This is a genomic window from Nostoc sp. DedQUE07 (assembly GCF_034530975.2).
In the GTDB taxonomy this organism is placed as follows: Bacteria; Cyanobacteriota; Cyanobacteriia; order Cyanobacteriales; family Nostocaceae; genus Nostoc.
Window position 1 is genome coordinate 164845 of the sequence record NZ_JAVRCC020000010.1, and the last position, 22628, is coordinate 187472.

General features: G+C 41.8%; 15 protein-coding genes. 9 read left to right on the forward strand and 6 right to left on the reverse strand.

What is annotated here, in order from left to right; translation table 11 throughout:
* Nucleotides 1-165 precede the first annotated feature (165 nt).
* A complete protein-coding gene (locus tag RMZ95_RS11325) occupies nt 166-1719 on the forward strand; it encodes a GTP-binding protein (RefSeq protein WP_322670488.1) in 1554 nt (517 codons plus the stop codon).
* 75 nt (nt 1720-1794) lie between these two features.
* The gene (locus tag RMZ95_RS11330) at nt 1795-2214 is read left to right on the forward strand and encodes a hypothetical protein (RefSeq protein WP_322684489.1); all 420 of its coding nucleotides are present in this window, start codon (nt 1795-1797) and stop codon (nt 2212-2214) included.
* A 183-nt stretch (nt 2215-2397) separates the two neighbouring features.
* Here the strand turns inward: RMZ95_RS11330 and RMZ95_RS11335 are convergent, their stop codons facing one another.
* Entirely contained in the window at nt 2398-2892 is a 495-nt protein-coding gene (locus tag RMZ95_RS11335; RefSeq protein WP_409882433.1) for a GFA family protein, read from the reverse strand.
* Between the two features lie 378 nt (nt 2893-3270).
* Between RMZ95_RS11335 and RMZ95_RS11340 the strand changes: the two genes are divergently transcribed.
* The 3 genes from RMZ95_RS11340 (at nt 3271) to RMZ95_RS11350 (ending at nt 7924) form a co-directional block, all read left to right on the forward strand.
* Nucleotides 3271-3765, forward strand: coding sequence for a quercetin 2,3-dioxygenase (locus RMZ95_RS11340; protein ID WP_322684488.1), 495 nt, complete (start codon nt 3271-3273; stop codon nt 3763-3765).
* 357 nt (nt 3766-4122) lie between these two features.
* On the forward strand, nt 4123-5799 hold the full coding sequence (locus RMZ95_RS11345) for an alpha/beta hydrolase (protein WP_322684487.1): 1677 nt from the start codon (nt 4123-4125) through the stop codon (nt 5797-5799).
* A 373-nt stretch (nt 5800-6172) separates the two neighbouring features.
* Nucleotides 6173-7924 carry a serine/threonine-protein kinase gene (locus tag RMZ95_RS11350; RefSeq protein WP_322684486.1) on the forward strand — a complete coding sequence of 584 codons (1752 nt, stop codon included), beginning with the start codon at nt 6173-6175 and terminating at the stop codon, nt 7922-7924.
* 149 nt (nt 7925-8073) lie between these two features.
* On the opposite strand, the gene RMZ95_RS11355 is transcribed toward RMZ95_RS11350, so the two are convergent.
* On the reverse strand, nt 8074-8832 hold the full coding sequence (locus RMZ95_RS11355) for an SDR family oxidoreductase (protein ID WP_322684485.1): 759 nt from the start codon (nt 8830-8832) through the stop codon (nt 8074-8076).
* 225 nt (nt 8833-9057) lie between these two features.
* Between RMZ95_RS11355 and RMZ95_RS11360 the strand changes: the two genes are divergently transcribed.
* Nucleotides 9058-10014 carry an aldo/keto reductase gene (locus RMZ95_RS11360; RefSeq protein WP_322684484.1) on the forward strand — a complete coding sequence of 319 codons (957 nt, stop codon included), beginning with the start codon at nt 9058-9060 and terminating at the stop codon, nt 10012-10014.
* Between the two features lie 59 nt (nt 10015-10073).
* On the opposite strand, the gene RMZ95_RS11365 is transcribed toward RMZ95_RS11360, so the two are convergent.
* On the reverse strand, nt 10074-10730 hold the full coding sequence (locus RMZ95_RS11365) for a class I SAM-dependent methyltransferase (RefSeq protein WP_322684483.1): 657 nt from the start codon (nt 10728-10730) through the stop codon (nt 10074-10076).
* Between the two features lie 402 nt (nt 10731-11132).
* Here RMZ95_RS11365 and RMZ95_RS11370 point away from each other — a divergent pair, with 402 nt between their 5' ends.
* Both RMZ95_RS11370 and ftsH4 read left to right on the forward strand, forming a co-directional pair.
* On the forward strand, nt 11133-12215 hold the full coding sequence (locus RMZ95_RS11370; RefSeq protein WP_322684482.1) for a peptidoglycan-binding protein: 1083 nt from the start codon (nt 11133-11135) through the stop codon (nt 12213-12215).
* A 561-nt stretch (nt 12216-12776) separates the two neighbouring features.
* Complete coding sequence (gene ftsH4, locus RMZ95_RS11375; RefSeq protein ID WP_322670532.1) at nt 12777-14645, forward strand: ATP-dependent zinc metalloprotease FtsH4; 1869 nt, start codon at nt 12777-12779, stop codon at nt 14643-14645.
* 59 nt (nt 14646-14704) lie between these two features.
* Here the strand turns inward: ftsH4 and RMZ95_RS11380 are convergent, their stop codons facing one another.
* From RMZ95_RS11380 to RMZ95_RS11390, 3 genes are all read right to left on the reverse strand, one after another.
* Nucleotides 14705-15904, reverse strand: coding sequence for an MFS transporter (locus tag RMZ95_RS11380; RefSeq protein WP_322684481.1), 1200 nt, complete (start codon nt 15902-15904; stop codon nt 14705-14707).
* A 372-nt stretch (nt 15905-16276) separates the two neighbouring features.
* Nucleotides 16277-17449, reverse strand: coding sequence for a molybdopterin-synthase adenylyltransferase MoeB (gene moeB, locus RMZ95_RS11385; RefSeq protein ID WP_322684480.1), 1173 nt, complete (start codon nt 17447-17449; stop codon nt 16277-16279).
* Nucleotides 17450-17728: 279 nt separating this feature from the next.
* Complete coding sequence (locus RMZ95_RS11390; RefSeq protein ID WP_322684479.1) at nt 17729-18187, reverse strand: M67 family metallopeptidase; 459 nt, start codon at nt 18185-18187, stop codon at nt 17729-17731.
* Between the two features lie 287 nt (nt 18188-18474).
* Here RMZ95_RS11390 and RMZ95_RS11395 point away from each other — a divergent pair, with 287 nt between their 5' ends.
* Entirely contained in the window at nt 18475-22407 is a 3933-nt protein-coding gene (locus RMZ95_RS11395) for a calcium-binding protein (protein WP_322684478.1), read from the forward strand.
* Nucleotides 22408-22628: the final 221 nt, after the last annotated feature.

A 22628-nucleotide genomic window follows, 5' to 3' on the forward strand; every position in this document is an offset into this window, starting at 1 on the left:
GGGAAGATAGTAAATAACTGAATTAACTTCGCTCCTATTTAAGCTTGCTCTCGTAATTTTTTTGAGTAATTTATTCTTTGCAAATCTCCTACTCTGGTAAAAAATGCTGAAACTATTAAGATTAGAAGCATCTGCCTACTGAATATTCACTAATTTTTCCCAGCCATGCCTCTGTCACGCCTAGTAACGCTGATTGTCGGTCTGATCGTCATTTTGGGGCTAGCCCTATGGCTAATTGATTCCCTCTCACGCCTCTATTGGCAATTATCCTATTCGCCGTTGCTAGGCAATTTACTGCTGTTGCTGCTGATTCTCCTGATTGGAGCCTTGGTTGCCGCTTTTGTTTATTATGTATTGGTGATTAGATCGGGAGAAAAGCGATCGCGTCGCAATCCGAAGCGAGCGACTGCGGCACAAATTCCGGCTGCTAAATCTGACGCAGCTTCTACAACTCTCCAGGCTGTGCGGCAACAGGTAGCGCAAATTCAAGATGAAGTCACACGTCAAGCTTTATTAAGTCGATCGCGAGAGATTGAAGCCAACCTCGCACGTGGTGAAATTCAAGTAGTGGTATTTGGTACGGGGAGTGCTGGTAAAACTTCTCTAGTTAATGCGATTATGGGACGCATGGTCGGTCAGGTGGATGCACCGATGGGTACAACTCAGGTTGGAGAAACCTATTGTTTGCGGTTGAAGGGATTAGAACGCAAAATTTTAATTACAGATACGCCGGGGATTTTAGAAGCAGGAGTGGCGGGAACGGAACGGGAACAAATGGCGCGAGAACTGGCGACAGAAGCAGATTTACTGTTGTTTGTGGTAGATAATGACTTACGACGCTCAGAATATGAGCCGTTGCGGGGGTTGGCAGAAATTGGCAAGCGATCGCTTCTAGTTCTCAACAAAACTGATTTATATACAGATGAAGATAAAGAATCCATCCTTGCGAGATTGCGTCAACGGGTACGGGGATTTATTGCTACTAATGATGTGGTAGCGATCGCTGCTAATCCCCAACCTGCACAACTCGAAACTGGCGAAACCTTCCAGCCAGAACCGGATATTGTTCCTTTGCTGCGGCGCACGGCTGCTGTTTTACGTGCTGAAGGTGAAGATTTAGTAGCAGATAATATTCTTTTGCAATCTCTGCGATTGGGAGACGAAGCGCGAAAACTCATCGATGGGCAGCGTCGCCGTCAAGCTGACAAAATCGTAGAACGGTTTCAATGGATTGGTGCTGGTGTGGTATCAGTCACGCCAATACCAGTTGTAGATTTATTGGCCACAGCCGCAGTCAACGCTCAAATGGTTGTGGAAATTGGTAGAGTGTATGGCTGTGAATTGAATATGGAACGGGGACGAGAATTAGCTCTTTCTTTAGCGAAAACCATCGCCAGTTTGGGCATTGTCAAAGGAGCAATTCAATTATTATCTACAGCCTTGCAACTCAATGTTGCCACCTTTCTGGTTGGTAGAGCAATTCAAGGCGTGACAGCAGCTTATTTAACGCGAATTGCCGGTAAAAGTTTCATTGAATATTTTCGTCATGACCAAGATTGGGGTGATGGTGGAATGACAGAAGTTGTGCAGAAACAGTTTCAAATTAATCGCAGAGATGAATTTATTAAAGCTTTTATTCAGGAAGCGATCGCACGGGTAGTGAAGCCATTACAAGATAAATCTGAGGTGGTTGAACATGATGAAGAAGTCAATAGCTAAATATTGTTAGTTTTATGACCATAAGCGATATCATCTGTGTGTAGTGTTATACGCTTACTAGAAATCAGGAGTGCAATGAAGCTTCAGCAACTAGTAATTGTCAGTGCAGTATTTGTTTTGGCGGCTGTGCCAAAAATTGCGCTTGCAGATGAAGTGTGGAATAGCGGCTATGGCAGGGTGGTTTATCAAAGCGATCGCGGTAAAACTGCTATATGGACTTATCCAGGAGGAACTATCTTCATTGAAGGGCTAGCTGGAGTAACGAGCAATCGTGGAATTTATCATGGCTATTGGGTTGGTAACTCCAATGTCAAATGTGATACGTCACGAGAAGATGGGTCAGGCAAGTTGAGCAACACCTGGGGACGATTTTCAATCCGCTTTCTGGTTCCTAATTTTCCCATGCCCTGGGAAGCAAGATGGAGCTATTGCGAGGGCGAACCTACTTTCTCTTGGAACGGAACCCCGCCAAAGCAAGCTTCAGTTCAACGTTAAAGTTTATTGACTTTTGTGGCTAAAATTCCCCAAACCTGACTGCAACCATTTGAGTTGATGACTGATATCATGTTCGCCTAATTAGTTATAATTCTTGCATCTGTGCAAAAACCAAAAAACCCTCTTTCCCCCTGCCCCCTGCGTTCTTAATGATAAGTCTTTCACCGGACATGATATCATACGTCATCGTGCAGGTTTCGACGCTTGCTTGGCGTATTCTTCTATCAGGAGAGCATAGTCTTCGTAATTGGGCAGGGTCTCGAAACTATGAACCGCAGAGGTCGTCGCCCATAGCAGCTTTTCCCTCGTCCAAGTTTCAATGAAAGGCGTGAACCATGACGCATCGTCCAGCATCGTCGCACGAAGGTTGACGAACTCATCTATTCCTTCCGGGTGAGTAAACATCCAACTCATGCAGTGCGGGCAGAAGTAATGGCGGGTCGCGCCGTGTAAACCGCCGATGGTCGGCTGACCTTTCAGTATTGAGAACCCAACGCTTGGAATCGCAACGCTTAAAGAAAAAGCGCTAGCGGTCATTCGCTGACAACCCGTGCAGTGGCAAGCCATCGTCAGCAGAGGCGGGGCACTTACCTGAAACCGTATCTGTCCGCAACGGCATCCACCTTCCCAGGGTAAATTCCAGTCGTTCACGATCTGCCGCCTCCGTTCGCTATTCATGTTCCATTCATAATTAACAATAATATTTCATGGATTATCTGCAAATACAAAAAAGGGAAGAGAAAGCAATATGCAATTGAATAGTGTTATCGCAAATCGTGTCCAACATTGGGGAGTATTTTGCAGCAAATCGACGCACGATTTTTTCGTACTTGTTAGGCAACCCCATAGGCAGAAAACAACTAATTCTTTAGATAGAAGCCTCCGGTAAATATCAGTTTTAGCATGAAATAATTATCCTAATTAATTTTCGGAAAACAATAGTGGGTAGCGCATTGGAGCTTAATTACTGGGCTTTTTAATCATGGCTAGGCTGTATTTTAATTATTTGTGCAAGCAGGGCAATCTGTTTGTCATAAAACTTAGGAGATGATGAAAATGACAATTAATCATGGGATCTTATCGCAACTAGGTGATGGTGATAGTTATTCAGTAGCAGGCGATGTAACCACCTTTAAAGCTACGAGCGAACAAACTGATGGCAAGTATGCACTGTTTGAAGTAGTACTTGCACCCCAACTAGGCCCGCCGCCACATATTCATAGTCGAGAAGATGAAGCATTCTACATTCTTGAAGGTTCGATTGAGTTTTATCTTGATGAACAAACAGTTGTAGCAACTCCCGGAACCTTCTTACATTCTCCTAAAGGTCAACTCCATAGTTTTAAAAATATTGGTTCTGCACCAGCTAAAATGCTGATTTGGGCTACTCCAGGTGGAATAGAAAAGTTTTTTGCACAAGTCGGAACTAAAGTAGAGAATTCATCAGTTCCACCGTTACCTATAACTCAAGAATTGATTGACAGGATATTAGCAACTGCTCCAAAATATGGAATTACAATTGTTCTTCCTGAAACTGATAATTCTCCATAAAAATCAAACTTTAAACCCGAAAAAATTTCGGGTTTAAGGATTATTTAGTTAATCTGATACTCAGTATAATTTATATCAAGGTGAGGCATCAACCCCCCTTGTTTCATTACACTACCACAAACTTCCGACTATCCAACGCTGGCTCATACTTGAATGGCACGCTTGAATAACTTTAAGCTATGGTGAATAAGGCTATAGCTTTTAATGACCATCAAGCAGTAATGGTATGGGTCAGAGTTGGCTTATAGATCGCTCATATAAATACTGAGTTCACTCAGTATCTAAGCAGGCTGACCTGATATCACCAAAAAGCGATCGCGATATACTGAATATAAATTGTGAAAGGAAATAGACCTAATGACCTATCCTGATAATCAGAGTCTGCCAGACAATCAACCGTATAAAATTTACGAATTTAAAAAAAATAATCAAGAAAAAATACCTGGTTATTTAGTAGTTAGTACTGCGAAACTGAACGTTGAGACAGAAGAAGACAATTCTCATAGATATTTCTCATCAGTTGCGAATAAAAAGTTTTTTAATATCAATGATGGAAAAGCTGAACCTTCAGCCCAAGAAATGATTGAGAAAATTTCTAAAAGTTTGCAATCAAGCCCCGACCCAGAAATAATTATAAATATTCATGGATATAGTTCTACACCATCGGATACAGAGACGGGGTGTAGAAAGATTTATGAATATGTTAATACGCATATTGAACAACCAAATAAATATATTTTTATCGGATACAGATGGCCATCAGAAAATCCTATAAAAACGGATGAGTCCGGTTCCTTTAGACAAAAGCTAATCAACGCACTTTCTTCTCTACCAACTTTACTAGCTATTAATTTAGCTTTAGGACTAACAATTAGTGTATGCTCTGCCATAGCTTTATTATTCCTAAATATTGTGAGTAATAGTGCTGTCCACTTTTTCACAGCGATGTTAATTTTATCTGGTATTGTATCTTCAATTATCTTTACACTAATTATTCTCAGGATATCTACTTATTTTCGTGATATTTACAGAGCAAGTAATTATGGAACTACAGATTTAGTTGAATTGATCAGACAGTTAGATTATACAGCAAAACTTTCCCCAAATAAGCGTATTAAATTATCTTTTATTAGTCATAGTATGGGGTGTTTTGTAGTAACAGATGTGATTCGGATTCTCTCTGATGTTTTTGATGTTAAATCTATTAATAAAAAACCGAATTCGGATATTGGTAATGTATTTCGATTAGGCAGACTTGTATTAGTTGCACCTGATATCCCTGTAGAAAGTATCTTGCCAGGACGTGCTAATTTTCTTCGTTCTTCTTTACGTCGTTGTGAAGAAGCTTATATATTTTGTAATGAAGGCGACCTAGCATTACGATTTACCTCTACTGCCGCAAATTATTTTAGTTTCCCAGCGCGAACTCGTATTAGTGGGTACAGGCTTGGGAATATAACAGTTAAACATTTCAACAATAAAAATGATTCAGTGGGTCACACACCCAGATATGGAGTTGTTAATTTACACAAACAAGACTATGGCAAAGGTTACAGCCTTGATAATCCTTATAAATATTTAGAAATTCGTTCTTCTAGTAGCGAACATAGAAAATTTGAAGAGATAACTGAAATGTCAGAAGACTTGGTACAACCCGCAGATTTATTTACATATTTTGACTGTACAGATTATAAAGATGACCGGATGAAGCAGATCGGAATAGTTAGTTCTGCCATCCAAAAGCCAGCGATAAATTTTGGTAATTATATTTTACTCACCTTGGCATTTATTCGGAAGTCTTTTAAGAATACAGATCCTCAAGGTGTTGATACCCACACGGGCTATTTTGAAGGTGCTTTTAGTCAGAAAGCTATCTATGAATTAGCTTTTTTAGGATTTCAAGGATTTTTGCAATCTTTGTCAATTGAAGGAGATGAGTCCGAGCAAATTAGTATTTTTTCTCAAAAATGCCACGAAAAGCAAATTCAAGTGATTCTTGCGCCGCAAATATATCAACAAAAGACTCAAGATTAGACAAGAAATTGCTAAGTCAAGGGGAAAGGGTAAGTAGGTCGGTGTAAATAATTATTGGGATAAGGCAGGGGGCAGGGGGAGAAAGAGTTTGAGGCTTATTTACTTTCCTTCACACAGTTTGGTTTTATTGCACCGACTTACTTAAAAGTTAAGAAAAATTGTAGGTTGGGTGAAGCAAAGCGCAACCCAACAAAGGCATTTTGTTTGCGAAGTATTTTTTTCCTAAAAAAATGTTTTTTATACGCAAAAATACTTAAAAAAAATTAACTTATATTTTAGTGTCAAAATTATGGTTATTTATTTCTAAAGTATTCCGGAAACAGGAGGGAATGTCAGAAAAACTAGATAAAAGGACTTACTGAGTAACCAGGTCATGACCCACCACATAATCGGTAAATTACTACAAGGGCGTTACCAAGTTGTCCAAAGCCTCGGTGCAGGGGTGTTTGGACAAACATACATTGCTGTAGATGTAGATTATCCAGAGAATCCCAAATGCGTTATTAAGCAGATTAAAGTTAGCAGTTCCGAATCTGGCTATTTGGAGATGTTGAGGTTACTGTTTCTGACTGAAACCCAAACCCTCAAGCTTCTAGGAAGCCATGACCAAATTCCTGAATTTATCGCCTGTTTTGAAGAAAACGAGCGATTTTATATAGTGCAAGAGTGTATTGAAGGACATGCGCTGACTGCGGAATTGCCCATCGATAGCCAATGGGGCTGTCTGTGGAGTGAGAGCGAAGTTGTAAAATTTTTGATAGATGTCTTAGGTATTCTAGAATTTGTTCACTCTCAAGGCGTTATCCATTGCGATATCAAGCCGGAAAACTTGATTAGACGTACTGTTGATAACAAGTTAGTTATGATTGACTTTGGCTCAATCCAGTCGATCGATTTTGGCATAGGTGCAGAATTGCCCATTTATAGAATTCCCGTCACTTCATTGGGATACATACCGCCAGAACAATTTATTGGTCAGACACAGCCCAACAGTGATATTTATGCTTTGGGTATGATTGCTATTCAGGCTTTAACAGGGCTAGAACCACTACAATTAAAAACCGATCCTTCTACTAATGAAATTTTTTGGCGTTCTCAAAACACGCCAGTTAACGATTATTTAGCTGCTGTTCTCAGCCAAATGATCCGCTACAATTACCAAGACCGCTTTCAGTCTGCGGGTGAAGTGTTGCGGGTACTCAAACAAATAATCTGGGAACCTCAGCCATCAGAAACATTAGAGGAAGATTCTCAATTTTCCCTAGAAGTAGCGAAAAATTCTGCATCTGGAAAATTATCCCCATTATTAACGGGAATGAAAGTAGGATTGGCAGCTAATTCTTTAGTGATGGGATTTGGTGTATATTCTTTAGTTAATACTGCGCCTGCATATTCAGAAACAGATACTTTATATAAAGCCACAAAAGAATATCAAGCCGGAGATTTAGAAGAAGCGATCGCACTTGCTAAATCAATCCCTTCTCACAGCAATGTTTATCCAGAAGCGCAAGCCACAATTGAAGAATGGCAAGAACAATGGCAAGTAGCTGCACAGCAATACGAAATAGCACAACTAGCTTTTCAAGAGAGCAGATGGTCAGATGTTCTTCATGCTGCTGCCAAAGTTCCAAAGATTGCATATTGGCAATCTAAAACAGATAAAATAGTTCAGAAAGCATCTGTCAACATTGAAATACAGACGCAAGATTTATTAGCAAAAGCTTACGAAAAAGCTGCTGACAAAGATTTTTCTGCCGCCTTACAATATCTACGTCAAATTCCTCAAGAAAGTCGTGCTGGGGCTTTAGTTCAAGACAAGTTAGCTGAATATAATCGAAAACGGCAGATCAGAGCAGCCTACTTTTTACAGAAAGCCTATAAAAAAGCATCTATTGGTGATTTCGATCGAGCTGTAAAATTTCTCCGAAATATTCCCAACGATACTTTAGTTTATGCTCAAGCTCAAGTCAAATTGAATGAGTATACCCAAAAACAACGCGTGGTAGCTGACTATCAAAAGATAGCTTCTGCAAAAAGAACAAATTTATTTGTTCCGAAAAAGTCAGTTACTAAAATTGAATCTCTTCAAGAAGTAAATTACTTGCAAGAGGTTAATATTCGGTAGGTTTGGTAATTCGTAATTCGTAATTCGTAACACTTTGTACGTTTGCGTAGTATGTCGCAAACAGACACTGCACTTAGCTTGCTTTCCTGTAAAGGTACGATGAGATAAGGGAATAAGGGAAATAACCCATGCCCAATACCCTCTAGTTTTTACCAAGGAACCACACCGTTTTCATCAAAAAATCCTCCGCTAGAACCATCATCAGGTAGAGTAGCGAGTCTTACTGCTGCGATCGCACCCTGCTCAACAGTGCGATACCCTTGGTATTGATTAATGTCAGTTGCCGTAAAACCAGGATCGGCAGCATTGATTTTAATTGGGGTATCTTTAAGTTCAGCAGCCAATAAAACTGTGATTGCATTCACTGCTGTTTTGGATGAGTTATAAGCAAGAAACTTAAAATCAGCGAATTCGTAATTGGGATCGGAGTTCAGAGTCAGAGAACCTAAACCACTTGATAAATTCACTATTCGCCCTGCTTTTGATTTCTTTAAAAATGGCAACAACGCTTTTGTAACTGCAAACAATCCAAATACATTCGTTTCATAAGTATGTCGCAGTGTTTCAATATCAACTTGACTAGGTGGAAGGCGTAGTTTACCGCCGTAGGCATCGCCATCACTTATTATTCCAGCATTGTTCACAAGAATATCAAGTTTTCCAAATTCGCTCTCGATTTGTTTAGCCGCAGAGTCGATTGTTTTTTGGTCGCTCACATCAAGTTGAATTGTTCGGGTATCGATCTGGCTAAGACGAAGTTTATTCGCTGCTTCTTCACCACGTCCTATATCTCTTGAACCAACAAGAACAGTAGCACCTCTAGAACCTAGTTGGCGGGCAATCTCATATCCAATACCTTTGTTTGCGCCTGTAATCAGCGCAACTTTGCCTTTTAAATCTTCTGACATATTGCTTCTCTATTTTGCTCGGCACTGACAACTTTTACTATCTTTGAGCAAGTTTAGTGTATAAGTAGTGTGTATCAACACAATATTTGAGATTTAGTAATCCTACACAAGTAGCGATCGCCTGTCATATTTGCACCAGTACTAATTCACACCTCAGATAGCTGTTGAGAAAATATTTGCAGCTTAAAGTAGCAATTGACTCAAAAATTCTTGCAGAAGGTAGATATGCAAACCAAACAGCTTGGCAATTCAGAGCTTAACATTACCCCAATCGGCTTTGGTGCTTGGGCGATTGGTGGCGGTGAATGGGCTTTTGGCTGGGGAGAGCAAGATGACCAAGAATCGATCGCGGCGATCGATCGCGCTCTTGACCTCGGCGTTAATTGGATTGACACCGCAGCTATTTATGGTTTAGGGCATTCTGAAGAGGTTGTTGCTAAGGCGCTCAAAGGTCGATCTAGTCGCCCTTACATTTTCACGAAATGCTCAATGATCTGGGATGAAAAGGGCGAAATTGCTCGCAGTTTGAAAGCGGATTCTTTGCGGCGGGAGGTTGAAGCCAGTCTGCGCCGACTAGACGTTGAAACCATCGACCTTTACCAAATCCACTGGCCCAACCCTGACTCAGAAATCGAAGAAGGCTGGACAACTTTGGCCAAGCTCAAGGATGAGGGTAAGGTTCGCTATATCGGAGTTTCCAATTTCAATGTCGAACAGTTGAAACGTATCCAAGAGATTGCACCAATTACGTCATTGCAACCGCCTTATTCGCTGGTGAAGCCGGATGTCGAAAAGGAGATTCTGCCTTTTTGTAAGGAAAATAACATAGGTGTGATTGTTTATTCACCTATGCAATCTGGTTTGCTTACAGGAAAGATGACACCTGAGCGAGTTGCTAATTTCCCAGATAATGATTGGCGCAAAAACAATAGTGAATTTCAGGAGCCACGTCTATCTCGTAACCTGAAGTTAGTCGAAGTGTTGCAACACATTGGTCAACAACACGATCGCTCGCCAGGTGAAGTAGCGATCGCTTGGACTTTAAATAATCCGGCGGTGACTGCGGCGATCGTTGGCGGACGCAATCCCAAGCAGGTAGAAGGAATCATTGGTGCTGGAGAATTTCGCCTCAATCAGCAGGAACTAAATGATATTGATACTTTCCTGCGCGAGAATCCATAAAATCTCTGCTGGAAAACCTGATAAACCCCACGACTTAAGCCGGGGGTTTATTCATACTTTTATTTTGTTGCTACGCCGATAATATGAGGACTAACAATTGGCAATTGCGCATCAAATCGCTCATAATTGATGCTACTAAAACCAGCCTTTCCTAATGCTATCCAAATTTCTTTATCTGGATGACAACCATCACCTATTGCTTTCCCAATTGGACTAATTGTGTTTTGTACTTGTCGCAATAAACTTCCTTGAGGTGCGGCGACACGTTCAATAAATAAGAAGCGTCCGCCTGGTTTAAGTACTCTTAAAATTGCCTGCAATGTATAATCTATATTCGGCACAGAGCATAAAAATAATGTACTAACAACAGTATCGATGCTGTTATCTTCGGCATCTAACCATTCGGCATTACCAATGCGGAGGTCGATATTTAAACCCAGTTTTTCTGCTTGTTTTTGAAGAGAAGAATGCCTATGTGAATTTGGCTCGATTCCTATCCAATGGATATCTTTAGGATAGTAGGGTAAGTTAGCGCCTATTCTGGGGCCAATTTCTAAAACTTTACCTTGGAGATTAGCAAAAAGAGAACGTTGGCGATCGCTGACTATTTTATCATATTTACTACTATTTGAAGCCATCATCCAGGCAAAAAAATGTTTACCAAGGTTTGCAAAAATATTATTTTTTGAATCTCCAATAATTTGGTTTACAGTCATTATCTACTTCCTAATTTTTGAGCCGAGAAATTGGGGTGCTAAATAACCATTTGATAGCCTCAAGGTACAATACTTCGTGTTTGTTGTACCTCACCCATTAGACTCACCTGATAGGATGAATTTAATTAACGTATTACGCGTAGCACAGGAACCGTAAGATATCACAGAAAGAACAAAAGGATAGAGGCGTTTATATATACGATGATCGGCGATCGCCTGAGAAAATCTAATATAACTGCGGATGTTATAATCCAAAGTGGGTTTTGCAAAACAGCGTTTATTGAACTCCAATCGCTCTCATGAAGTACGAGATACCAAATTGGCAGCGGTAGTAACTTAAATTATACGACGAATAGTGACAGAGAAATTAACTCAAAACAATTGTTTCATCCAAGAAAAACTATGAGCTTTAAACTTCAAGCTTTGCAACTTCCGACTCTCCAGAAAAAATCCGAAGGGCCAATTGTAACTGCTTGGCAGAAATTTCTTTTAGATTATGACTTCCCGATTGCTGCCGTTGATGGGGATTTTGGGAATATTACAACTCAAGCAACGCGTGATTATCAGACTAGTAATGCTTTAACAGTAACGGGAATTGTCGATACAGCTACTTATAAAAAAGCGCTAGAGCAAGGTTTTGCAATTTATTTTGCTATCTACACCGATGCCGGGAATAAATTCTTAACCTATCTTAACTTTGGAGTAAATGAGGTCAAAGATTTACAAAAAAGTTTAACAGCGATCGGTCGTTTGAATCCGCCGTTAGTAGCTGATGGAGACTTTGGCCCCAACAGTACAAAAGGACTAGCCGAAACTTATAAAATCAGAGACGTCAATTTTCGAGCCGAGTTAGCTCAACAGCTTTCTAATACAACAAAAACCAAGCTTGGCATTGATTTGGAGTTGGCTTTAGACAACATAACTGAATATGCCAAAAGATTAAGACAACGACTGAGTGGAAAAGCCTGGGTTAATTTTTTCCCAGACAGCGACTCAATTGATGATTTAGCTTCTCCCTTTCGTCAAAAAGTACAAGCTTTTGAGCAAGCCTTAAAAAATGCCGGAGCTAATATCGATATATCTTCAGTATTTCGCCCTTCAGAACGAGCTTATTTAATGCACTATGCTTTTCGTATTAGCAATAATGAAATTGCTGCCAAAGATGTTCCACCGATGCCTAATGTAGATATTAATTGGCTACATTACACCAATGCTGGTTCTGTCCAAGCTGCTAAAGAAATGGTGTCTGCTTATAATATTGCTTTTCGACCTGTTCTTACCTCTCGTCATACCCAAAGATTAGCAATTGATTGGGAAATTACTTGGTCAGGAACCTTAAATATCAAAAACGCTAACGGAACGACAGTCAGCATCAATCAGCCACGAACGAGTTATGAAAATTCTACTTTATGGCAAGTTGGGCGTTCTTACGGTGTGATTAAATTATCTAGCGATCGCCCCCACTGGTCACATGATGGACATTAATGGCTAGAGGAACCGCATATATGGAGAACGCAGTTCCAAAGTTCAGAGTAGAATGACTTGATAAAAATTCCAGATTGGAACAAGGAAAACTCCACAAAGGCTTCAAAATAACTCTTTGTGGGGGATTTCTATTTGCGTCTCCCAATCTCTGCATATTTTTTGAGTACGGTAAACCGTATTTGCTCATTAGTTCACAAAGATTAATTAAATTGTTAAGTTTAGTTACATAAATAAGTAAAAAAATACTGCAAACATTGCTAAATGGGAGAAATTATGAGAAACAATAGTATACTTGAAGACCCAGACAAGCCGAATAACTTTGCCTTATCGTTAGCGAGTCTTCTCCCAAAGAGATGTAAGGGCTAACGAGCATCATGAGCCTTACAGCCCATCGTAGACATTGCTCAGATGCGAATATACCAGCATTTTTGACCAGTCTTTAATCAAGTTTCTCAAAGCGTTAAGGAAAATGAGAAACAGAGGAGAATGGGTAAAACCAATGCCCTATGCCCCATACACAATTTTCAAGTTAGTTTCATTATTTCAGGATTGGTAACATTTATGGGAATTAAAGAACAGCCTAAGTCACCTCGGTTTCGGATCGTCGCTAATATATTACTGGCAGTATCAGGGCTATTCTTGCTCTTAAATTTATTTTTGCCTAATTTATTTGCTTCTGGCCCGACTGGTGTTCCTTACAGCTTGTTTATTCATCAAGTACAGGAAGGGGAAGTCAACCGCGTTTCCGTTGGTCAAAACCAGATCCTCTACCAAATAAAAACAGAAAATGCCGAGCCGGGTCAGGTGTTTGCAACTACACCCATCTTTGATTTGGAGTTACCCAAACTCTTAGAAGAAAAGGGAGTTGAGTTTGCTGCTACACCGCCACCTAAGAATACTTGGTTTACAACCCTGTTAAGTTGGGTGATTCCACCACTGATTTTTATTGGGATTTGGCAGTTCTTTCTTGCACGTGGTGCTGGTGGCGGTGGCCCTCAAGGTGCCCTTTCGATTGGTAAGAGCAAAGCTAAGGTTTACGTTGAAGGCGAATCCGCTAAAATCACCTTTGCAGATGTGGCTGGGGTAGAAGAAGCGAAAACTGAGTTAGTAGAAATTGTAGATTTCCTCAAGACTCCGGCACGGTTTACGCAAATTGGCGCTAGGATTCCCAAAGGTGTGTTGTTAGTTGGCCCTCCAGGTACTGGTAAAACACTTTTAGCGAAAGCCGTAGCAGGAGAAGCAGGAGTTCCATTTTTCAGCATCTCTGGTTCCGAGTTTGTCGAATTGTTTGTCGGTGTCGGTTCTTCCAGAGTGCGGGATTTGTTTGAACAGGCTAAAAAACAAGCTCCCTGTATTGTATTCATTGATGAATTGGATGCGATCGGTAAGTCTCGTAGCAGTAACGGCTTCTACGGTGGTAACGACGAGCGCGAACAAACCCTCAACCAATTACTAACTGAGATGGATGGGTTTGCAGCTGGGGATGCAACAGTAATTGTACTAGCAGCGACCAATCGCCCGGAAACTCTAGACCCGGCATTGCTGCGTCCAGGTCGCTTTGACCGCCAAGTGTTGGTAGACCGTCCCGATTTATCTGGCCGTGAAGCAATTCTCAAGATTCACGCTCAAAAGGTCAAATTAGGAGATGATGTAGATTTAAAAGCGATCGCTACTCGTACCCCTGGTTTTGCTGGCGCAGATTTGGCAAACTTGGTAAACGAAGCCGCATTATTGGCAGCGCGCAATCTGCGTGAAAAGGTTGCTCAAGAAGACTTTGCCGAAGCAATTGAGCGGGTAGTTGCCGGTTTAGAGAAGAAGAGTCGCGTGATGAACGAGACTGAGAAAAAGATTGTTGCATACCATGAAGTTGGTCACGCAATGGTTGGGGCGCTCACAACCGGAAACGGTCGTGTAGAAAAGATTTCGATTATTCCTCGTGGGATGGCAGCTTTGGGCTACACTCTGCAATTACCAACTGAAGACCGCTTTTTGATGAATGAAGATGAACTGCGGGGTCAGATTGCAACTTTGTTGGGTGGACGTTCCGCCGAAGAGGTTGTGTTTAACAGTATTACCACAGGTGCTTCCAACGATTTGCAACGAGCAACTGACTTGGCAGAACGGATGGTAACAGCTTATGGTATGAGCAAAGTCTTAGGGCCATTAGCTTATCAACAAGGACAACAAGCAGCATTTTTGGGTAATGGTGCGCCGAATCCTCGGAGATTGGTAAGTGAAGATACAGCGAAAGCGATTGATATCGAAGTCAAGGAAATCGTGGAAACAGCCCACGAACAAGCCCTAGAGATTCTCAGACAGAATCGAGACTTGCTAGAAGCGATCGCTACTCAGCTCTTAGAAACAGAGGTCATTGAAGGCGAAAAACTGCACGATTTATTGAGTCAAGTTAAACCCGTAGCTAATTCGTAATTCGTAATTCGTAATTCATACATAGAGGGACGCAGAAGATAACTTTGCGTCCCTCTGCGTTAAACCTCTGCGTTCCTTTGCGTTTCAGAAATGCCACTTATCGCAATACAAATACCAGCTAGCAAAAATGCTAATCCACCCCCAACAGCACCAAAAAAAGGTGTTATTACTTGCAGTTGGGGAAATATAACGCCAAACAAACTCATTGCTAAAGCAAACCCACCAAAATACATCCCAATTCCTAATCCCGCCCATCGCTGGGGTACTTGCCCTAAAGCAAAAGGAATTGCCCCGTTGACAATTAAACTAAAGCTCGCAACGATCAACACAATTAGTGGAATTTGTGCGCCCAGAGATATCATTATCAATAACGAAGGGATGATTGCACAGATCCCACAAAGCATTGCTTGACTATTACCAATTTTAACGGCAAAAATTCCTGCTGGTATGCTGGCAATTGCGATCGCTATTCCAATCCAAACCATTTGCATATCAATATTATCAGTATTCAGTTGGGTCTTGAGTACTTTACCCAAGACATCCATGAGAAATCGGATACCCCAGGCGACACCAAAACCAGTTCCTAAAATCAACGCCAATTTCTCTAAGGGCAACTTTACTGTTTCTGCTTGGTGTCTATCTACTGGTACTTCTGGGGGATTGACTAAGCGAAACACGGCTGCCGCCCCCAGCATCACAAAAGAACTGATCGCAAAAGTATAAACTGGGCCTAAACTCAGAATAAACTTGTAGCTTATTGGTTTAAAAGCTCCAATCACACCGCCTGTTAAAGTGACAAAACTTGCTGTTAAAGGTAACTGGGCTGGTTTTGAATACATCCCCAATAGGCACATAACTGGAGAACGAAATATTGTCATTGCCAATGCCCAAGCTACCAATACTATAGGTAAGAGCGATCGCATCACGGTAGTAGGCGGGATCAAACTTACAACGCATGGTATAGCAATAAACAAAGCCGATGCCAGAATCATACCTACTGAGATAAAAGGAAACCGAGTTCCTACCCAGCGTCTAGCTTGGTCTGAAAGTCCACCCATCACTGGTTCCAGCACCGCACCCAAAGCATTTTCGACTAGCACCAAACCAACTGCCAGTGAAGCAGGAAAACTAAACTGAGTCAAAAGTTGCGGTAAATAGATATTATAAATTAACCACGAGAGGGTAATTGCTCCCTGCACAGCTGCCAACACCCAAACTTGCACCCATAAAATATTCAGATGAGATTTCGAGGTAGTCAAGTCGCTTCGCTCCAATTAAAAATTAAAAATTATTAATTAAAAATTTCAAGACGCTCTCTACGAGACGCTGCGCCTAGCTTGCTTCTTTGCAGGAGTACGTGGACTCGCTAACACTACGCTATCTATCATTGTTAGCTCTGTACCAAAATTAATTAATTAAAAATAGAAAAATTTTTAATTTTTAACTTTTAATTTTTAATTCCAAAAAGGTCATCAGGAGATGGGAAGTGGGGATTTAAACTGCAAACTCGCTCTGCTCACGGCAGAAGAAGAGGGGGAAAGGGAAAAGGTTAAAGGGAAAAGGACAGATATTCTCCTTTCCCCTTTCACCCTTCCCCTTTAACCCTTCCTTGTGCCTCCTGCCTCTCTTTGTTAATACTCTGGAACTGAAGGATCGATTTCTCGACTCCAAGCGGTAATTCCGCCTTTAACATTTGTCCCGACAATCCCGGATTCCTTGAGAATGGCGAGAGCTTTTGCCGATCGCCCGCCCATCTTACAATGAGCAATTAGGCGGTGGCCGTTCAATATTTCCTTCACCTTAGCAACGCCATTCCCATTTTCAATGTCTGGTAAGGGCACCAACACTGAACCCGGAATCTTGGCAATGTCGTACTCATGGGGGTTGCGGACATCCAGCAGTACAAAATCCTTTGCACCGCTATCCAGCAACTCTTTCAAATCCTTGACGGTCATTTCTTGACTTTCCATCTGCTGTTTTGCCTCCTCTGCCTTAGCTTGTGGAATCCCGCAGAATTCTTCGTAGTCTATCAGCTTTTCAATCACTGGGCGAATCGGGTTCGGACGCAGCTTTAACTCCCGAAATTTCATATCCAAGGCGTTGTATAGCAGCAATCGTCCGCTAAGAGTGTTGCCTTGTCCCAGAATGATTTTAACAGCTTCGGTTGCCTGGATTAAACCAATAATTCCTGGCAAAATTCCCAAAACGCCACCTTCTGCACAAGAAGGAACCATTCCTGGTGGTGGTGGTTCTGGGAAAAGGTCACGATAATTCGGGCCACCTTCGTAATTAAATACAGTAGCTTGCCCTTCAAAGCGTAAAATTGAACCGTAGACGTTGGGCTTATTCAGCAATACGCAGGCGTCGTTAACTAGATATCTGGTGGGGAAGTTATCAGTACCATCCACGACGATATCGTAAGGTTGAATCAGTTCCAAGGCGTTTTCGGAAGTCAGACGAGTTTCGTATAAATCAACCTGACAATAGGGGTTAATCTCGTGAATCCGGTTTTTTGCCGATTCAATCTTAGGTTTACCCACCCAGGATGTCCCGTGAATTACTTGGCGTTGCAGATTAGAAGTATCGACAATATCAAAATCGACAATTCCGATGCGTCCAATACCCGCCGCCGCCAAATATAAAAGTAGTGGTGAACCGAGTCCGCCTGTACCGATACACATTACACTAGCGGCTTTCAGGCGCTTCTGTCCCTCTAGTCCTACTTCCGGTAAAATCAGGTGTCGGGAGTAGCGTTCGTAATCGTCTTTGCTTAACTGGATTTCGTCCAGATTGGGATTGAGCATAGCAGTTATGATGTGGGAAAGCGGAATATTAATCCTATCGAAAAACTGGATCTTATATCATGTCCGCTTGATTGCTTATTAAACCCGAAGAACCCCACCCCGCCAAAGCTGTGCTTTGTCTCCCCTCCCCGCTTTTCGGGAGGGGTTGGGGGTGGGGTTCTTTTATTATGGGTAATTTGGCGGACATGATATTATATGGAGATACGAGTGGGAAAGACGAATTTTCATCTGTGATAGCGGCGAAAACCGCGATGAGTGACTGTCTTTAAACTAAGCCAGTTATTTTATATTTTCAATTGCCTCTATTTGAAACTGATGAGTATCATCAAGGCTCCAGCTTTGTAGTTCTCCAGCTTTGCCGTTTTGGACGGAAACTATTATATACGAGTATCCCTGCCAAGCGTATAGGCGATCGCATTCTGAGGGTATAGCAGGATGATCTGGATGAGAATGAAAAATCCCGATAATGTTCAATGAGCGATCGCGTGCTTCCCTTTGTGTTTTTAACATAACTTCGGGTGCGATCGTATATTGCCGTCTTTTACTTTCTGTTGTGCCTTCCCCTGGAAATTCAGCAGCCGCTTTTGTATTCCAAGCATTTTCTGTTGGCATGACTTCTACCACAGTTTTGCCCTCACTAGCCAGATAGCCCAAAATTATACCACAGCACTCATCTGGGTAGGTGCTTTCGGCATGGGTGCGGATGATTTGCAAGTGTTCTTGGCTAAGTTGGATCATGTCTGCGTTTGTAATTCTAGCAACTTCTAACAATTTTTGCTTAATGCGTATGCTAGCAAAAACCGCAGGCGATCTTAGATAGTTAAGAGAATAGTTGGATAATTACTACGTAAAAGCCTTGAAATAAGGTGAATCGTAGAGAAATATTACTTTCCTTCAAGAGGGAAGAAATGAAAGTATGCCAAAAATGTCAAATTTCGCTAAATTCTTTGTACCCTAAAAATGTACAAACCGTAGGTTTAGAACTGAAAGTTACTGAAAAAATCGATTTAGATAGGTAGAAAGTTATGGCAAATATCAATGGCACTAACGGTAATGATACTCTCTATGGGACAACGAGTGATGACCTGATTAATGGTTTAGCAGGTGACGATAAACTATATGGTAAGAGAAGCTACGACATCCTCAACGGCGATGCTGGTAACGATTACTTGAATGTTGACTATTCATCAGGCAATACTACCCTCAACGGTGGCACTGGTGATGATACATTGAATGCTGAACATTCATCAGGCAATAACTTGCTCTTTGGAGGCGATGGTAATGATACTTTTTTGACCTCTAACGATATTGTCTCAACCTCTAACTCCTATATCTTCTATGGTAATAACACCCTTAACGGTGGCAATGGGAATGACACCTTTTATTACGATAAGGTAATTAGTTATGTTAATGACTTGACAACTGGTGGCGGCGGCAAGGATAAATTTGTTTACGCTGGCGGCAAGGGCGCTTCTGGTATCATTACCATCACTGATTTCGGTGGCATTGGTAAAAACTCAAACCCATTAGCATCGGTAATTGCTGAAGCAGATACCTTGCAATTTACAGGAGATGAACAATTCACTGCCAGAAATTTGCAATTAACTCAAAATGGTAAAAATTTAGAAATCACCTTTGAAGGCAAAGGTGGTGTCAAAGTAGTCTTGCAAAACTTTGCCCTGGAAAACCTAGACAATTTAGCCCAGGTTGGCAATATCGTGTTTGATGGGCAAACTAGTATCACAGACAGCTTTGATGTCTTCAATGCCGACTCTACCCAAAGCACTATCTTTAACAAGAACACAGTCACCTTCCTTAACGACCTCGACAACAATGTCAATGGCTTTGACAACTCAGATGATGTGATTAATGGTCAAGGAGGTGATGACATCATTGACGGTAAAGGTGGCAATGACGTTTTGAGGGGTGGTGTAACAGGAAATGATACTCTCATTGGTAGTGCTGGTGACGATACCTTGAGTGGTAGCGATTCATCAGGCGATAAGCTACTGAATGGGGGTGATGGCAATGATTTTCTCTCCGTCTCTAGCTCCTCTCCCGATCAGCAATACTCCTTCCCGCAACAAGACTCGGCTGACAAAAACACCCTTAACGGTGGTACTGGTGAAGATACCTTGGATGCCAGCAATTCACCAGCCGATAACCTGCTCTTTGGGGGCGATGGCAATGATTCTCTTTCCGTTTCTGGCGCTTTTGGTAATAATACTCTCAACGGTGGTAATGGCGATGATATCCTCATAGATGGCAATGGCAAAAATATCTTCACAGGTGGCGGTGGTAAAGATAAATTTGTTTACAACTCTTTCCTTTACAACAATAGTAAGATTGCTGATTTCGGTGCCGTAGGTAAAGGGACAAACCCGACAGCAGCAGTCATTGGGGAAGTAGACACCCTAACATTTCAAGGTGTAGGCTTGACTGCCAAAAATCTGCTGTTGACTCAGAATGGCAACAATCTGGAAATCACCTTTTCTGGGGTGTTTGGTAGTCGCAAACTCATCCTGGAAAACTTCGCTCTGGAAAACCTGGATAACCTAAGCTTATCTACAGGAGCCACTGTAGACGTGGGCAATATTCTTTTTTATGGGCAAACTACCATCACAGATAGCTTTGATGTCTTCAATGCCAACTCTACCCAAAGCACTATCTTCAAAAAGAACACTGTCACCTTTCTTAATGACCTCGACAATAATGTTAACGGCTTTGACAACTCAGATGATGTGATTAATGGTCAAGGGGGTGATGACATCATTGATGGCAAAAGTGGCAACGATCTTTTGAGGGGTGGTGCGGGCAATAATACTCTCAACGGTGGTGCTGGTAATGATACCTTGAATGTTGACTATTCACTAGGCGATAATTTGCTCTTTGGGGGCGATGGCAATGATTTTCTCTTTGCCTCTGGCTACCAGTACGACTCCGGCCCCTTGTACGCATACGATCTTCTCTGGTTAGGAAATAATACCCTCAACGGTGGTGCTGGTAACGATACCTTGAGTGCTAGGGGTTCAAAGGGCGATAACCTGCTTTCTGGGGGCGATGGTAATGATTCTCTTGACATCTCTGGCTATGAGTCTGGAAGTTCCAGTCAGTACTACTACACCTCCACTAACTCTGTCGCGTCTGGTAATAACACCCTCAATGGTGGTGCTGGTGATGATACCTTGGGTGCTAGCGGTTCAAGAGGCGATAACCTGCTTTTTGGGGGCGATGGCAATGATTTTCTTAACATCTCTGGCTATGAGACTCGAGGTGGCGACTTCTACAACAACTCTGTCGCGTCTGGCAATAACACCCTTAACGGTGGCGCTGGTGATGATACCTTAGATGCTAGCGGTTCGACAGGCGATAATCTGCTCTCTGGCGGCGATGGTAATGATGCCTTCTATCTAAGCTTCTTATCCGAATATAATGACCCCTCTGATTCTGATTTGGTGACACAAACGGTAGATGGAGGTAAGGGTAACGATGTGTTGTCCGTCAATTTTGGCAATCCTACCGCAGGAATCACGACAACATTCAATGCCACTACTAACATTGGCTCAATTACGATGGGCACATATAGCGTTAGCTACAAGAATATAGAACGATTAAATATTTCAGGTTCAGAGTACAATTTTTCAGGTTCACAGTCCGATGACAACATTGTGGGAAGCAATGGCAACGATACACTCTCTGGGAGCAATGGTGGCAAAGATACGATAGATGGGGGTAAGGGTGACGATTTGTTGTCCATCGATTACAGCTATTATGCTACAGGGGGGATCACAACGACATTTAATGCCAGTACTAAGGTTGGCTTAATTACGGCGGGCACGAATAGCGTTAGCTACAAGAATATCGAACAATTAAATATCTCAGGTTCACAGTACGATGATAACATTGTGGGGAACGATGGCGACGATACGCTCTCCACAAATGGTAGTGGCAATGATACGATAGATGGGGGTAAGGGTGACGATGTGTTGTCCGGCAATTACAGGTTTGCTAGCAAAGGAATCACAACCACATTCAATGCCAGTACTAACATTGGCCTAATTACAGCCGGCACGAATACCGTTAGTTACAAGAATATCGAACGATTAAATATCTCAGGTACAGAGTACGATGACAACATTGTGGGGAACGATGGCAACGATACGCTCTCCGGGAGCAATGATGATTACAATGGTGGTAACAGTGGCAATGATACGATAGATGGGGGTAAGGGTGACGATTTGTACTCCGTTAATCTTAACTTTTCTACCGGAGGAATCACAACGACATACAATGCCAGTACTAACATTGGCTCAATTACGGCAGGCACGGATGGGGTTAGCTACAAGAATATCGAGCGATTAAATATCTCAGGTACAGAGTACGATGACAACATTGTGGGGAGCAATGGCAACGATACGCTCTATGGCAATCGTGGCAATGGTGACAATGATACGATTATTGGCGGTGCAGGTAATGATAGCTTGAGTGCTGGTGTCTATTCAGGCAATAACCTACTCTCTGGGGATGATGGTAATGATATCCTCACAGGTGGCGAGGGTAGTGATAGCCTTTATGGAGGAGCTAGTACTGATACGTTTGTTTTCAATAGTTATTATGGAAGTGTTGATACTATTTATGACTTCAACGCCACCAATGAAATAATTCAGGTATCGGCTGCTGGTTTTGAGAACGAGTTATCGCAGTCATCGTTATCATTATCATACGGTAGTCCGTTTATAATCGAAACATCTCCAAGGTTCTCAATAGGTTCACTTTTCCCTAATCAGTTTACAATTGGAATATCTGCAACCACAAGCGATCAACGATTTATCTATGACAATATTACGGGTGCACTATATTTTGACGCCGATGGCAGTGCAGGTGAATTTACTCAGGTAAAGTTTGCACAACTTTTGGGTAGTGTGACACTAACTGAAAACAACTTTGTGGTTGTTTAATCTTAAGCTAGCGCTCTTTGATCGCTCTAGCATGGAATGGGAGGTACTTAAAACAGCACCTCCCATTCGATTGTTCAATGCAATTAGTGCTAACAGAGAGTAAATGTTGGGTTTGGTTCCTTAACTTTCGGCATGGGTGCGGATGGTTTGCACTATTCTTGGTTAAGTTATATCATGTCCGGTAAATCACTTACGATTAAGCTCCGATGTTAATCCACCAA